This window comes from Pseudomonas palleroniana, from assembly GCF_003031675.1.
GTDB classification, from domain to species: Bacteria; Pseudomonadota; Gammaproteobacteria; order Pseudomonadales; family Pseudomonadaceae; genus Aquipseudomonas; species Aquipseudomonas palleroniana.
This window is the reverse complement of record NZ_PYWX01000068.1, coordinates 148,215-162,030: the sequence shown is the minus strand read 5'-3', so window position 1 is coordinate 162,030 and position 13,816 is coordinate 148,215. Positions and strand designations below refer to the sequence as shown.

Sequence of the window (13,816 nt, the reverse complement as noted above, 5' to 3'; positions counted from 1 at the left end):
TTCCTTGTCGATCAGCGCAGGCTCGCGCGCAATTCAATAAAGCGCCGGGTCGCATACAAACCGGCGGGACGATGATGGCGGTGAGGCGCCAGCCACGGTAACAACAGGCCCAACTGCCGCTCGCCGTTGTGCCGGGCCAGGGCCTGGCGCAAGGCGCAGGTTTCAGGGTCATCCGGCGTAGGCTCGTGGGTGCCTGACGACACCGGCCGCACCGGGCGTGGGCGTGCAATCGCGCTGGCGTCGCACCAATTTCCGGCGATCCAGTCGCGCAGGAGTTGTTTTTCATAGCCGCTGAAGACGCCGAACATCGCAGCGCCCGCGCCTTCGATCAACTGCCAGAAACGACTGTCTTCGGGCGCCTGGTTTCGCTTGATCCAACCCTTATTTTCAAGGGCCTGCAAGAACCCGCGCACTTGGCCGGGCTGGGCCAACCATTGGTTGACGGTCTTGCCTTCAAAGCGGCAGTAGTCCGAATGCATGTGCTGGGCAAACGGCCGCTTGCGTTCAAGCATGGCCACCAGCTCATGTTCGAGGTCGAACGCCTGGATCACCGCGGTAGTGCCCAGCCCCAGATCGTTCAACTGATAACCACGGCGTACCCGCTGCCAATATTCGGTCGCATCCATGCCGTTCGGCATCAACCCCAGCACCGCCTGCACGGCGCGTCGGGCATGACCGCTGCTGGCGTTGTCGATGGTGACATGCAGGCTGAAATAATAGGGGTCGATGCCCAGTTCCTTGAGTTCATAGGCGCAGATCAACAGGTGCAACGGCAGCTGCTCGTAGCCCAGGTTGTAGCCCAGGATCTCCGGCATGTGCGATGCGGCGCTCTGCCCCAGGGCCAACTGAATGGCGCCTTGGTGAAAGTGCTGATCCTGCCAGCCGAAATCGCCGTCACAGCCTTGCTCGGCCAGCAGGCGTTGGTAAATCGACACATGGTTTTGCGTCGGTTCCCCATCGCCGAGTTCTTCCAGGTAGGTGGTCAGAAGCCCGTCGTAGCGGTAATCCTGCCAGTGGGTGAGTACCCCGTAGAGCCAGGCACCATCGACTTGCTTAGTCGGCGCCACACACTGCAGGAAGTACAGGGCATGGGCTTTGTTCTGGAAATAGCGGCGGCCGCCGCCTTGCTGCCGCTCTTGCAAATACTGCGCATATTGCTCGGCCACAGCGGTGCAGTTGAGTTCGACCCAACTCATCAGTTGGTCGGGCGACGCGGGCAACGAAGTGTCTTCAGTGGTGCTGACCTGAGCCAGCTGCGCCTGCAGAAAATCTGCCGCCGATTGCGCGGCGCCCGTGTCCCAATCGGTGAGCAGGCGCTGGTATTCACTGCGCAACGGGCCTTCATGCTGCCACTGGGATGCACTTTGCAGGGTTTGAAAGACAGTCATAAGCGGTCCATCCACAATTTTTTATTCAGGTCTGGGCGGATGCCAATACCTGGTACGCGACGCCTTTGGGCGCTTCTATAAGGAGAGAGCCGCCCCCTGCTCAATAATTCCATCGGTGTGCACCAAGGTCTGACCAAGGGCGCGGGGGTCAAGGCTTCAAGCGTTTTTCGTCTTCCGGGCCCGGTGTCACCCGTGCGCCGTCACCGTTTGAATCCGCGTTGCCCTCGCCTTCCCGGGACACGCGTTCGTCATCGGTGAGCCCCTGGCCGATGTCTTTTTCCGGCAGCTGTTCAGGGGTGTCGGTTCCGGCTTGAGTGGGAGTGGATTGCGTCTGCATCGGCATGGCCTCCTCGGCTGGCTGGTAATCAACCCTTGCTGTGTTCGGGCGAGGACGGTCCCTTGGTGACACCACGCGGGCCGGCAATGGCCCATATTGCCGCGCCTAAAAACGGCAACAGCACCACTATCGCGGTCCAGCCCGCCTTGCGCCCCGAGGGGTCGTCACTGCGCCAGACGCTGTTGATGATCCACAAATCGAGGAGTATGAGAACGACGGCCAAGCCTATCCAAAAGTAAGTGGTTTGCATGGGGACACCTCCGGGTTATGCAGCGTTAGGTCATGCATAAACTGGCAGGGTTCATTATTTTTAAACGCCGTCGTTCACACTAAGCGAAGCGGCAACAGGCTATTAGTTTAATATCGCGCGCTTGAAAAAGTTATACGAAGCGGTGTGATTTAAATCGTTTTGTATAAGTTTTAAGCCGCTCTTTACCGTTTATCGGCATTTCCGGAAATTATCAAAACGATTGCCAGCGCAGGCTTATCCGAATAGATGTTCGCTGCATCAAGGTGCAACTAGCGAAACGACAACTCATTGTGGAGATCTATCATGACTACCAGCAATAAGAACCCTGGAAATTTCGCCAACGATCATGCAAAGGCTGCCGAAGCCGGCAAAAAAGGCGGCCAGGCCTCTGGCGGCAACTTTGCCAATGACCGTGAAAAAGCCTCTGAGGCTGGCCGTAAAGGTGGCCAGAACAGCCATGGCGGCGGGCGCAAGTCGTAAGTGATCCAAACGGGGGGCAGCCTGGGCTGCCCCTTCATTTCAAGCTGGAGCACACACCATGCACGCGGCACCCGAACCTCAGCGACACGCCCCTCAACCGCCGACCGCCCGTGAAACGCGAGCGGTAGACGCCGCCAAGACATTGCCGAAACCCCCGAATTGTTATGAGCGGATGGAAACTGTCGAGCATGCGGAGGCCACTGTCCGGTCCTCACAGACACCTCCCATCTGTGAACGAACTCCGTAGCAGTGCTGGTTATTCATCAACGGTAGCCATCCCTGACTCAGAGGTGCCTTATGCCTTTGCATATCATCAACTTCACAGGCCCGGTCAACGCGTCGACCTGCAGCCAACTCATCGAAAAATCGTCATTGGCTGTCCAGCAGAACGCGACCGGCTTGATCGTGAACATCGCGACCATGGGCGGTGAGTGCAGTTATGGCTTCACGATGTACAACTTTTTACTGGCCCTGCCGATTCCGGTGCATACGCACAACCTGGGCACCGTGGAATCCATGGGCAATATCATTTTCCTGGCGGGCGAACGCAGAACGGCGTGCGAGCACAGCAAGTTCCTGTTCCATCCGTTTCACTGGCATGTACAGGGCGCCGTGGATCATTCGCGCATGTCTGAGTACGCCATGAGCCTGGATTACGACTTGCAGTTGTATGCGCGCATCGTTGCGCAGCGAACCGCGCAGGCCGTTGAAAAGCTGGACACCGAAAACTATTTGATCGCCGCCCCGCGCATTCTTGATCCACATCAGGCGCTGGCCAGCGGCCTCATCCATGCAATCGAATTGCCCGTCATCCCGGCGGAATGTGTATGCAGCTTCATTCATTCCTAGCCTGGCAACCCTAGCCAGGCAACGACGCCCCAATCAAGAAACGCGAAGGAAAGCCGCTTCGAATTCAGAACACTTTCTGACTTGATGACAACATTCAGAAGGAGCTCACATGAAAAACACGCTATATATTATCGAGTATGAACTTCATCACACCCCTAAATCTTTCATAATAAGATGTGAAGCCATGACCAATGAAGAGGCGTGGCACTGGGCATGTTGCGATGCAGGCATAGGCATCATCCCCAAGTCGCGCAACGATAAGATCAAACGCATAAGCAAACCGCTCGCTGAACGTTATGGACTTGAAAATGTGAGATGGCGTCCCTCAGGGAATATTCCATTTGTCGCACAACCCTATACGCCGCCTCCGCCCGAATAAACTTGCCGTTCTAATACTGATATCAAGTCCATAAAAATAGCCCGCACTCGGTGCGGGCCAATCATGTGCGGAACGATCCGCGCCCTTCAATCTGCGAAAGCAGCGTGCCGGCCCCTCTGCATATGGACTGTGTCGTACATAAACATGACTGGGCCGTTGGGACAGTTGTTCCAAATCTCTCTGCGGGAGTGATTATGAACTCACGTCACTTCGCGGCACTCGGATTAAAAGCCATGTGAATAAAGGGAGGATGGACGCAATGCGCAATCTCAAGATCGCCACGTTCAACGTCAACGGCATAGGGACGCGACTGCCCAACCTCCTGCAGTGGCTTGAAAAAGAACGCCCCGACATCGTGTGCCTGCAGGAACTGAAGGCCCAGGACAAGGCTTTCCCGGCAAGCGATCTGGAGGCGGTGGGCTATGGCTCATTGCATCATGGTCAAGCTGCGTGGAACGGCGTGGCCATTCTGGCGCGCGACTCCGAGCCCCTGTTGATTCATAAAGGCTTGCCCGGCGCTCAGGACGACTCGCAGTCTCGCTATCTTGAAGCGGCTGTGCATGGGGTTGTCGTCGGGTGCCTGTACCTGCCCAACGGAAACCCGCAGCCAGGTCCCAAATTCGATTACAAGCTCAAGTGGTTCGAGCATCTGATTGCGCATGCAGAAACGCTGCAAGCCAGCGAACACCCGGTGGTGCTGGCGGGCGACTACAACGTCGTCCCCACCGACCTGGATATCTACAACCCCCGCTCCTGGCTCAAGGATGCGCTCCTTCAACCAGAAAGCCGCGAATGCTTTCAAAGGCTGCTGAGCCAGGGTTGGATCGACTCGCTGAGACACTTGTACCCGCAAGAGCGTGTGTACACGTTCTGGGATTATTTCCGCCAGCATTGGCAGAAGAACTCCGGTTTGCGCATCGACCACCTGCTGCTGAACCCGGTACTCGCCCCTCACCTCAAGAACGCCGGCGTAGACGCCTGGGTCCGGGGTGAAGAGCACCCCAGCGACCATGCGCCGACCTGGATCGAGATCTCAGCCGGCGTACAGCAGCGGCGCACCGTCGCGCAAAAGAAGCGCGCAGCTAAACCGGCAGCATCCAAACCCGCCGAGAAACCGTCCACGTCACCGGCCAAACCGGGACAACCAGAGTTGGCCAATGCGCGGCCCAGCGCTCTCCCGGAAAGTCTGAAGCCGGAACTGGCCACGCTGGTGGATTCAGCCCCTGAGGGTGATTGGCGCTATGAAGTCAAATTCGACGGTTACCGCATCATGGCGCGGGTGGATAAGGGTAAGGTGCGGTTGTTTACCCGCAACGGCCATGACTGGACACACAAGCTGCCTCGCCAGGCCGAAGCCATTGCCGGCCTGGCCTTGAAGTCCGCGTGGCTGGATGGCGAAATCGTGGTTGCCAACGCGCAAGGCGTTCCCGATTTCCAGGCCCTGCAAAATGCCTTTGAACTGGGCCGCGACGGCAATATTGTCTACTACCTCTTCGATATGCCCTTTCTCGACGGCATGGACTTGCGCGAGGTGCCCGTCGAACAGCGCCGGGAAGCCTTGTCCGGGATACTGGCGCGCAATGAAGATGAGGCTCTCAGGTATTCGCAAGACTTCGCCGAAACACCGCAGGCGTTGCTGGATAGCGCATGCGAGATGCAAATGGAGGGTCTTATCGGCAAACGTGTTGGCAGTGCCTACGCATCACGCCGCAGCGGCGACTGGATCAAGCTCAAATGCAAACGGCGACAGGAATTCGTGATTGTCGGCTACACCGAGCCGAAAGGCTCGCGCAGTAAGTTCGGAGCGCTGCTGCTGGGGCTGCACGACCAAGTTAGCGGTGAGCTCAAATACGCAGGAAAGGTTGGCACCGGCTTCAACCAGGCCACACTGAATACGATCTACGCACAATTAACCCCCCTCGAAGTCAAGCAGCCGGCAGTCGTCAACCCTCCCAAGGGCTTTGAAGCCAAGGACGTGCACTGGCTGAAGCCTGCGCTGCTGGCCGAGGTCACCTTTGCCGAGATCACCCAGGAAGGTTCCGTACGCCAAGCCGTGTTCCAGGGCCTGCGCAACGATAAACCCGCGCAGTCGATCATCGAAGAGCGCCCGGCCCATGCCGCTGAAGTGGAGAAAAAGCCGACCCGAAAACAGGCAATCGCGGCGAAAGCCAAAGGTAAAGCCGGCGACGATGCATCAACCACCATTCGGCTCACCCATCCGCAACGAGTGATTGACCCCAGCAGCGGCGCAACCAAACGTGACCTGGTGGACTACTGCATCGCCGTCTCTGACTGGCTTCTACCGCAGTTACTCAATCGCCCCGTCGCGCTGGTGCGCGCGCCGGACGGCATCGGCGCAGAGCTGTTTTTCCAGAAAAACCCGCAGCGTCTGGCAATCCCCGGCATCGAAATCATCGGCAAGGCAGAGACCGGCCACCCTGTCATGTTGATCAACAACCTGGAAGCACTGATCGGCGCCGTGCAGATGAGCACGATTGAACTGCATACCTGGAACGCCGTTTCCAAAGATCTGCATCGCCCTGACCGGTTTATTCTCGACCTTGACCCCGACCCGGCCCTGCCATGGAAAAGCATGGTCGAGGCCACCCAGCTGACATTGACGGTACTGGACGAGCTGGGGCTCAAGTCGTTCCTGAAAACCAGCGGCGGCAAGGGTATCCACATTGTCGTGCCGTTGACGCCGAAAGCCGACTGGGACGCGGTCAAAAGCTTTAGCCATGCGATTGTCAAACATATCGCCAACCTGCTTCCCGATCGGTTCTCGGCAGTTTCCGGGCCGAAGAACCGGGTGGGACGGACTTTCATCGACTACCTGCGCAATGGCCTGGGTGCGACCACGATAAGCGCCTATTCACCGCGTAGCCGCGAGGGCTTGCCGGTGTCGGTGCCGATTTTCAGAGAGGAACTCAAAGGGATCAAAGGCGCCAACGCGTGGAACATCCACAACCTCCCTCAACGCCTGGAGACACTCAAGGTTGATCCGTGGGCGGATATGCCGGGAACCCGACAGACCATCACAGCGCAGATGCGTAAACGCATCGGGCTCAAGTAGCCCCTGCCTGATGACCTGGCTAGCCGTTGCCCAAAGCGGCCTACCTCAGTTGCCTCGGAGTGGCATTCAGGTATTTCTTCAAGAGGCGGCGCAAAGCGGTTGGGTCGCTGAACCCCACTTGCCCGGCCACAGACTCCACCGAACAGCGACTACTCTCCAGGAGCGCTCGCGCCCTATTCAACTGGACTGTTCGAATCAAGTGCAACGGCCCCCGTCCTGTCGCCTTGGATACTTGCCTGGAGAGCGTTCGTGTGCTCATTCGCATCGTTTGTGCCAGAGCATCCACACTCATCGGAGTTGGCAGCGACGCCTCGATATGAGCGATCAACTCAGCAACCAGTTCACCTTGGGCCATCAACGCCGGCACCATAAAGGGTGATTGCAGTTGGCGCTGATTTAAAAGCAAAGCCTTGGCCACCGCCGCGACCAGTTCCGGCCCGAAACGTTGGCCGATCAAGTGCATCAATAAATCGGTGTGCCCCAACGCGGCTCCCGCAGTCACCAGCGGGGCGTCCTCAATCACCATCCGGTCCGGGTCGACATTGCAGCGACCTGCAACCCGTTGGCGCAATGTGGCGGCCAGCCACCAGGTGGTCGTCAGCGTCTTGCCGTCTGTCAGCCCCGCTGCGTGCAAAAGAAATACGGCAGAACATGACGCTGCAACCGTCCCGCCAGCGGCCACATGCTGACTCAAGGCGGTCAGTATCGGCGCCATCTCGGGCTGCAATAAGCTCGACTTCAGCGCGACCGGATCATCAACATCCAATCCAGGCAGAATCCAACAGGCTCGCCCATCAGACGGGAGTACCAAACGCTGCGTGAGCAGGCTCAGACCTGCCCCTAATGAAACGCGCCCTCCTGCCGTCGAGCAGACCATCCAGCGTGGCGCCGGCAGACCCAACCGGGGTGCCAACTTTGCGGCAGTGGAAAGTATGTCCAGGGTCAAGGTGACACTGGAGGCAAACGCGCCAGGGGGGACAACAACAATAAAATCGTGCATTGGCCGATTCTGCACGAAAGATGTCTGATCGGCCAATTTCATCTCAAGGTGCATAACGTTTCAATGGCGTCCCTCTCATCCGGAACATCTCTGTATGCCAAATATCACGATTAAGTTGCCCGCCAATGTGTTGAGTGCAAACACCCTTCAACAGCTTCTGGCCGCTGTTGACTGCGCAGCGGTAGAAGCCACCGGGCTCGGCAGTGACCCTCGTCAGCGGCTGCTGTCCTGGGTCATGCTTGATGAGGTGCCTGCTGCACACTGGCTATGCGGCGGCCAGAGCAACTTTGACCAAGTTGTGCCCTGCCACATACAGGTACTGGCTCCTGCCGGAGAATTGGATGCGGGACGCCGGGCTCACTACGCCGCAGCCCTGCATAAGGCAATTGCCGGCTGCCTGGGCGCGCGCGATCCTGTGCTGATGACATCCATCGTGATAAGTGACGTGATGGATGGAACCTGGGCCGCTAACGGCGATATCTGGCATCTGGCGGATTTCATCAGGGTAGCCGGGTATGCACGCCAGGAGGTTGTGGCAGACGCCGCCGGCACGCTGTTACCCAGCTGAGCAGGCAAGAAAACGCCCGGCGATGCCGGGCGTTTTCCTTGAAGAACCGGGCCTGCCTTACAGCTGAAACCGGTCCACCGACTGCGACAGCTTACCCGCCAGGCTCGACAACTCGTCTGTCGTCGAGGCGGTTTCACCGATGACCCGGCTGTTGTTTTGCGACATGCCGGCGATCATCTCCACCTGATGAGCAATTTCATTGCTGGCCAGGCTCTGTTCACTGATGGTGCGGGAAATATCCGTCACCAATTCAGTGGTGTTCAGCGTCGCCTGCAGGATCTCTCGGATCGCCCGCTCCACATCGGCGGTCACGGCCATGCCTTTATCCACCTGGGCAACCCCCTCCTCCATGCTCATCACCGCTTCGCGGGTGCTTTGCTGGATTCGCCCGACCATGCTGGCGATTTCCTGGGTGGACGCGCTGGTGCGCCCGGCGAGGCTGCGCACTTCATCGGCGACCACCGCAAAACCACGCCCTTGCTCTCCCGCCCGGGCGGCTTCAATGGCGGCGTTCAGGGCCAGCAGGTTGGTCTGGTCGGCAATACCCTTGATCACTTGGATGATGCTGTAGATCGCTTCGGAGTCTTTATCCAGCGTACGGATCACTTGCGCCGACTGCTGCGCGGAGCGTGCAATACCGTCCATGTCAGTCACCACCTGGTGAATCACCTGCCCACCGTCCTTGGCCAGGCTCTGCGCCTGATTGGCCATGCTCAAGGCACGCTCGGAATGCCGGGTGATTTCCTCGATGCTGGCGGTCATTTCACTCGCAGCGGCCGCCATGGTGCTGGCGGCGGAGCTTTGTTGCTGGCTGCTGTCGGCCACTTCGTGGCAACCCTGGCTCAGTTGCTCGCTCATACCGTTGACGCCGTGAGCGTTGCTACGCACCACTTCGATCATGCCGCGCAAGTCGCGCTGCATGATCGCCAGGCTGCGGATCAATGAGCTGGCTTCGTCCTTGCGCTGGGGTTCGACGATCGGCTCGCTCAAGTTGCCTTGAGCAATGCTTGCGGCAATGCGGCTGGCAGCACGCAAGGGCGCCATGATACTCAACGCGACCCAGCGGCCCTGGGCCAATAACAGCAACAGGCTGGCGATCAGCACGACCGCCAGGGTGAGGTTGGCGTTATGGATGGTCTGCTGCGTGCCGACGCTGGTTTGCTGGGTGTTGGTTTCAATCTGCTCGCTCAGCGTCGCCATCTGATCTTCAAGCTGGCTGAAGATGCTATTGAAGGTCGCCAGTTCCCCGCGTGCGGCCTCGGGGTTGTCCAAGGCCAGCGCCACTATGCGCTCTCCCGCGCTGATGTAGGTGTCCAGGGTAGGTTTGATTTTTTCCAGATTAACCCTGAGCGCATCGTCCAACGGCAACTTGAGGTTGTCGCTCAACACTTGCCGAAAGTGTTCGGCATGCTCTTTGATCGACGCATTGACTTCGGCCGCGGTGCTGGTGCTTTTCCCCAAGCCCACCAGCATGGCCGACAACACGTCGGCGCGCAGGGCGTCGTGCATCATGTCGGCTTCCATGTGGTTACGCAGCACCGTCATGCTCATCTCGTTGTCCTGCACGGCCGCGGCCATCCGGGTATTCCCCAGGTAACTGGCCAGGCTCATGATCAACGCAGTGAGCAGTCCGGTCGCAATCAATAGCACCAAGCGCAATTTGATCGTCATGCTGATATCCCCATAGCCCACGGCTTTAATATCGCTAACCACGTTATCGGCAGCCTTTGTCGTCAGTGAAGACCAAGTTTGCGGATCTGCACGAATCCCTTAAGCTGGCCGGCCTTTGCTTCGCCTGGAACTGCACATGTCCCGTAGTATTGCCCGCCTCGCCGTGTTGCTGGGGTTGATCACGGCCATCGGCCCGTTCGCTATCGACAGCTACCTGCCGGCGTTGCCGACGCTGGGTGCCAGCCTGCATGCCTCGCCGGCGGCGGTGCAGATGAGCCTGACCGTATTCTTCGTCATCATCGGCGTGTGCCAGTTGTTCTACGGGCCGATCAGCGATGTATTCGGGCGCAAGCCGCCGATTTATGCAGGGCTGGCGATTTTTGCCGTGGCCAGTGTCGGCTGTGCGCTGGCCCCCACTATCGAAGTGCTGATTGGCTTTCGTGCGCTGCAAGCCTTCGGCGCGTGCGCCGGGATGGTGATTCCCCGGGCGATAGTGCGTGACCTGTATACCGGCCATGAAGCCGCACGCTTGATGGCGTTGTTGATGCTGGTCATGAGTGTTTCGCCGATCCTGGCGCCACTGGCCGGCAGCCTGGTGATCTCGATCTGGAGTTGGCGCGAGGTGTTTGCCGTGCTGGCCGTCGTGTCGGTGTTGTGCCTGGTGATGACGCGGCTGCAACTGCCCGAAACCCATCCGGCCGAACGCCGCCTGGGCAAGACGCTGGGCAATGCCATCGGCAGCTATGGGGCGTTATTGCGCGATCCGGTGTTCATCGGGTTGTCGTTGGTCAGTGGCTTTGGCCTGGCCACCTTCTTCGTGTTCATCGGCAGTGCACCGTTCGTGTACATCGAGTATTTCGGCCTGACACCCACCCAATTCAGCCTGTGCTTTGCGCTCAATGCCGCGTCGTTCTTTGCCATGAGCCAACTCACTGCGCGCCTGAGTGCGCGTTATGGGTTGGCGCGGCTGATTCGCGGGTCAGTGATCGCCGTCGCCAGCGTGTTGGGTCTGCTCGCGGTGACCACAACATGGAGCAGTCACCTGGCCATAATGATGAGCCTGCTGTTTATCGGCTTCGGTTTCCTCGGCCTGCTGTTGCCGGCGGCCGGGGTACTGTCCCTTGAGGATCATGGCGCGGTAGCGGGCTCCGCGTCAGCCTTGCTGGGCGCCATCCAGATGATCACCGGGGCAGTGTGCATGGCCCTGGTCGGTGTGTTTGCCGATCACACGCCTGCGCCGATGCTGGTGGGCATCGCACTGTGCGCACTGGCTGCGCTGCTCGTCACCCTGTGGACCTTGCGCCGTCTGCCGCCGCACCTGGTGACTGCGCGGTCCTGACATCGTTTTCACTGATAACCGCTATTGGCCGGAATCCGTTCAGCCCCTGCGGCCGGGCTTTATAGAATGGCAACCTCGTCAAACCACTCCCGCTGGGGTTGGAGGTCGCCATGCGTTACTTGCTGATTGCCGTGCTGAGCCTGTTCAGCACCCTCGCCGCCGCCCAGGGTGACCCCGGCCCAGGCGTCAATACGCCGGTCAACCAGGCCGACGATTACGCGCAAGACCTGGATATCGCCAAGGCCGTGCGCAGCACCCGCGCAGCGGCTACCGCCTGCGGGCCGGTCAAGGGGCATGTGATCTACGTCGATAGCCAGGGTGTGCGCCATGAACTGGACTACATCCGTGTCGGTGACGCCTGCCCCCACAGCTGAGCTCTTCTACAGATCTGAGTTTATCTACAGATCGAAACGATCCACCGCGCGCCGCCGCTCATTGTCGTCGCGCACGTCATAACTGGCCGTGGTCTGGATATTGGTGTGGTGCGCCAGTTTCTGGGCGATCGACAGGTCATGTTCTTCAATCACACGGGTGATGAACGAACGCCTGAAATCATGGGGCATGATCTTCACGCCCACCTGCTCGCCGCGCTGACGGGCGATGTAATAGATCGCATGCTTGGTAATACGCTCCCGGGTGATATGGCTGCCCCGGCGGATGCGGTTGAATAAAAAGGTATCGTCCTCTTCCCCCTCTTTGAGTTGCTCGCGACGAAACGCCAGCCACGCCTGCAACTTGGCGAAGGCCCACTGTGGCGCGTACTTGAGGAGTTCTTTATGACCCTTGCCGGTCACGCGCAAACTGCGTTCCTCGAAGTTGACCTGCGCCAGATCCAGGTTGACCGATTCCGACTTGCGCATGCCTGAGCCATACAGAATGCCGATGACGGCAGCGTCGCGCAGGCCCTGAGGGCGCGGGTCGGCGGCGCAGACTTCCATGAGTTCGCGGATCAACGTGCGGCGCAGGTTGCGCCCCTGCCCCAGGCGCGTGCCGGAGGCGGCCTTGACCGAGCGCATCTTGAGCAGATGGTCCTGGCTGATCAGGCTCATGCGCCAGGCTTCGTTCATCACGCCACGCACGGCGTTCACATACAGCGACGAGGTGTTCGGCGCATAGCCGTCCTCGCGCAAGGCTGCAATCAGGGCGATCACGTGTTCCGGTTGCAGCAGGTGCCAGTCGATCTCTTCGAGGTTGATGTCTTCGAAACCGAGGCGGTCGGCGGCATCCTGCAGCACGTAACGCATGGTCAATTGGCTGGAGGGTGCCAGGCGGGTGAGGTAGAGGGTCAGCGGGTTGCGGATAGTCTCAGTCAAAACAGTTTAGCCTTTGGATTAAATACACCTATCAACTCGTTGATTAATAGGTGTATTTAGTGAATTGGCGAAGGCCGAGTCTAACGCAGGACCAGCCCTGGCACAAAATCACGGCTATTGATCGTCCTCGACCGGGTCTTGGGCCTGGGACTGTGACTGGCCCCAATCCGCGTCCTGCGCCTGCATCAGGGCAAACCAATGCTGGCGCATGAACGCCAGGTAGCTGTCCGGCGCCTTGGCGAAGTCCTTCTCATCGCCATAACAGCCCGGCAACGGCAGTTCAGTGCCCTGCTCCTGGTACTGACTCACCAGCGCCTGTTGCGCGGCGACGCTGCAATCCTTGGGCAACGGCATGCCACGCAACGCACCGGCTTCCTCGTCCCACCAGCTTGCGCCCACACGATCGACGCCGCGCAGGCGGTACTTCTGCGCTTTCCCCACATGCATGATCAGCTTGAACTCACGCGGGCTGACGTCGCTGGTGCAGGTGCGCGAGTAGCCGACCGTGGCCTGGGTGATGCCATCTCCCGCCAGGTCGGTGACTTTGGTGGCGGCCCGGTCAAAACGCAGCGCGGCATCGAACTCACAATGCTGTACATCGTCGTAGAGCATCCAGACGCGTTTGGGATGTTCGCCATCCAGCAAATACTGGGCGGCATAGACAAAAGCCGACTGGGTGCCATCGTCGTCCCGCTCGCTGACCTGCTCGGCGAGTACCAGCAGGTTCTTGCCCTGGCGGTCGGCCCAGGTGTAGGCCGCGACCTGCTTGCCGCGCACCTCGACGCCTTCCGGCACCTGGTCGATCGTGGTCAGCGTCACACCGTCGTCGGCATACACAGTTGTAGCACCGGCCACGCTGAGCAATAACCCCATCAACGACCCTATCAAGGCTGGCCGCAACTGGCCGCGAAAAAGCTGCACGCTGTTCATCCGAGTATCCAGGCAAGAGATGGCTTACTTTACCGGCACTTGAGGGCTAATGCAGAGAAGATTGTTGAATGTGGGGTTAAAATCGCCAGGTGACTGCGTAGGAAATCTATCCCTTGGCGCGTCAGCTACTTAGCTGAACCCTGGCTGTCTATTTGTGAAAAAAACGAGTTTTTCATATGCCTTTCATATTCGTTGCACATTTTTCCGCTTAACCTTGGGCGTATGACTTCAGAACGAAC

General features: G+C 59.1%; 14 protein-coding genes and 1 pseudogene. 7 read left to right on the top strand and 8 right to left on the bottom strand.

The features are described from left to right. Positions 1 to 11: 11 nt before the first annotated feature. The 3 genes from C9383_RS23880 to C9383_RS23870 form a co-directional block, all read right to left on the bottom strand. Positions 12 to 1,388, bottom strand: a complete 1,377-nt coding sequence (locus tag C9383_RS23880) for an iron-containing redox enzyme family protein (protein ID WP_090371057.1) — start codon at positions 1,386 to 1,388, stop codon at positions 12 to 14. A gap of 148 nt (positions 1,389 to 1,536) precedes the next feature. Continuing rightward, positions 1,537 to 1,725: a hypothetical protein gene (locus C9383_RS23875; RefSeq protein WP_090371056.1), complete on the bottom strand. Its 189-nt coding sequence runs from the start codon at positions 1,723 to 1,725 to the stop codon at positions 1,537 to 1,539. A gap of 28 nt (positions 1,726 to 1,753) precedes the next feature. Beyond that, positions 1,754 to 1,975 carry a PLD nuclease N-terminal domain-containing protein gene (locus C9383_RS23870; protein ID WP_060753029.1) on the bottom strand — a complete coding sequence of 74 codons (222 nt, stop codon included), beginning with the start codon at positions 1,973 to 1,975 and terminating at the stop codon, positions 1,754 to 1,756. 303 nt (positions 1,976 to 2,278) lie between these two features. On the opposite strand from C9383_RS23870, the gene C9383_RS23865 reads away from it, so the two are divergent. From C9383_RS23865 to ligD, 4 genes are all read left to right on the top strand, one after another. Further along, a complete protein-coding gene (locus C9383_RS23865) occupies positions 2,279 to 2,455 on the top strand; it encodes a con-10 family general stress protein (protein WP_060753028.1) in 177 nt (58 codons plus the stop codon). Between the two features lie 297 nt (positions 2,456 to 2,752). After that, positions 2,753 to 3,304 carry an ATP-dependent Clp protease proteolytic subunit gene (locus tag C9383_RS23860; protein WP_090371055.1) on the top strand — a complete coding sequence of 184 codons (552 nt, stop codon included), beginning with the start codon at positions 2,753 to 2,755 and terminating at the stop codon, positions 3,302 to 3,304. 109 nt (positions 3,305 to 3,413) lie between these two features. Next, positions 3,414 to 3,683, top strand: coding sequence for a DUF6555 family protein (locus C9383_RS23855; protein WP_090371053.1), 270 nt, complete (start codon positions 3,414 to 3,416; stop codon positions 3,681 to 3,683). 259 nt (positions 3,684 to 3,942) lie between these two features. Next, positions 3,943 to 6,756, top strand: a complete 2,814-nt coding sequence (gene ligD / locus C9383_RS23850; protein ID WP_090371051.1) for a DNA ligase D — start codon at positions 3,943 to 3,945, stop codon at positions 6,754 to 6,756. 40 nt (positions 6,757 to 6,796) lie between these two features. Here the strand turns inward: ligD and C9383_RS23845 are convergent, their stop codons facing one another. Further along, positions 6,797 to 7,810 (bottom strand): GlxA family transcriptional regulator, encoded by a 1,014-nt coding sequence (locus C9383_RS23845; protein WP_428842288.1) that lies wholly within the window; start codon positions 7,808 to 7,810, stop codon positions 6,797 to 6,799. A 40-nt stretch (positions 7,811 to 7,850) separates the two neighbouring features. On the opposite strand from C9383_RS23845, the gene C9383_RS23840 reads away from it, so the two are divergent. Then, a complete protein-coding gene (locus tag C9383_RS23840; RefSeq protein WP_090371050.1) occupies positions 7,851 to 8,324 on the top strand; it encodes a tautomerase family protein in 474 nt (157 codons plus the stop codon). Between the two features lie 57 nt (positions 8,325 to 8,381). Here C9383_RS23840 and C9383_RS28745 read toward each other — a convergent pair whose 3' ends face one another. Both C9383_RS28745 and C9383_RS28740 read right to left on the bottom strand, forming a co-directional pair. Next, the gene (locus tag C9383_RS28745) at positions 8,382 to 9,107 is read right to left on the bottom strand and encodes a methyl-accepting chemotaxis protein (RefSeq protein ID WP_412458295.1); all 726 of its coding nucleotides are present in this window, start codon (positions 9,105 to 9,107) and stop codon (positions 8,382 to 8,384) included. Positions 9,108 to 9,239: 132 nt separating this feature from the next. After that, a pseudogene (locus C9383_RS28740) lies at positions 9,240 to 9,995 on the bottom strand (HAMP domain-containing protein); the annotation flags it as partial. Positions 9,996 to 10,131: 136 nt separating this feature from the next. Here C9383_RS28740 and C9383_RS23830 point away from each other — a divergent pair. Continuing rightward, positions 10,132 to 11,334, top strand: coding sequence for a multidrug effflux MFS transporter (locus C9383_RS23830; protein WP_060753023.1), 1,203 nt, complete (start codon positions 10,132 to 10,134; stop codon positions 11,332 to 11,334). Between the two features lie 110 nt (positions 11,335 to 11,444). Further along, complete coding sequence (locus tag C9383_RS23825; protein WP_090371046.1) at positions 11,445 to 11,708, top strand: DUF2790 domain-containing protein; 264 nt, start codon at positions 11,445 to 11,447, stop codon at positions 11,706 to 11,708. A 24-nt stretch (positions 11,709 to 11,732) separates the two neighbouring features. On the opposite strand, the gene C9383_RS23820 is transcribed toward C9383_RS23825, so the two are convergent. Beyond that, positions 11,733 to 12,647, bottom strand: a complete 915-nt coding sequence (locus C9383_RS23820) for a site-specific integrase (RefSeq protein ID WP_060753021.1) — start codon at positions 12,645 to 12,647, stop codon at positions 11,733 to 11,735. A 114-nt stretch (positions 12,648 to 12,761) separates the two neighbouring features. Then, positions 12,762 to 13,577 (bottom strand): M949_RS01915 family surface polysaccharide biosynthesis protein, encoded by an 816-nt coding sequence (locus tag C9383_RS23815; protein ID WP_090371043.1) that lies wholly within the window; start codon positions 13,575 to 13,577, stop codon positions 12,762 to 12,764. Positions 13,578 to 13,816 lie beyond the last annotated feature (239 nt).

Excerpts from the sequence above, each read along its gene's own strand:
- C9383_RS23880 (WP_090371057.1), bottom strand. The coding sequence starts at position 1,388 with ATGACTGTCTTTCAAACCCTGCAAAGTGCATCCCAGTGGCAGCATGAA.
- C9383_RS23875 (WP_090371056.1), bottom strand. The coding sequence starts at position 1,725 with ATGCAGACGCAATCCACTCCCACTCAAGCCGGAACCGACACCCCTGAA.
- C9383_RS23870 (WP_060753029.1), bottom strand. The coding sequence starts at position 1,975 with ATGCAAACCACTTACTTTTGGATAGGCTTGGCCGTCGTTCTCATACTC.
- C9383_RS23865 (WP_060753028.1), top strand. The coding sequence starts at position 2,279 with ATGACTACCAGCAATAAGAACCCTGGAAATTTCGCCAACGATCATGCA.
- C9383_RS23860 (WP_090371055.1), top strand. The coding sequence starts at position 2,753 with ATGCCTTTGCATATCATCAACTTCACAGGCCCGGTCAACGCGTCGACC.
- C9383_RS23855 (WP_090371053.1), top strand. The coding sequence starts at position 3,414 with ATGAAAAACACGCTATATATTATCGAGTATGAACTTCATCACACCCCT.
- ligD (WP_090371051.1), top strand. The coding sequence starts at position 3,943 with ATGCGCAATCTCAAGATCGCCACGTTCAACGTCAACGGCATAGGGACG.
- C9383_RS23845 (WP_428842288.1), bottom strand. The coding sequence starts at position 7,810 with ATGCACCTTGAGATGAAATTGGCCGATCAGACATCTTTCGTGCAGAAT.
- C9383_RS23840 (WP_090371050.1), top strand. The coding sequence starts at position 7,851 with ATGCCAAATATCACGATTAAGTTGCCCGCCAATGTGTTGAGTGCAAAC.
- C9383_RS28745 (WP_412458295.1), bottom strand. The coding sequence starts at position 9,107 with ATGGCGGCCGCTGCGAGTGAAATGACCGCCAGCATCGAGGAAATCACC.
- C9383_RS23830 (WP_060753023.1), top strand. The coding sequence starts at position 10,132 with ATGTCCCGTAGTATTGCCCGCCTCGCCGTGTTGCTGGGGTTGATCACG.
- C9383_RS23825 (WP_090371046.1), top strand. The coding sequence starts at position 11,445 with ATGCGTTACTTGCTGATTGCCGTGCTGAGCCTGTTCAGCACCCTCGCC.
- C9383_RS23815 (WP_090371043.1), bottom strand. The coding sequence starts at position 13,577 with ATGAACAGCGTGCAGCTTTTTCGCGGCCAGTTGCGGCCAGCCTTGATA.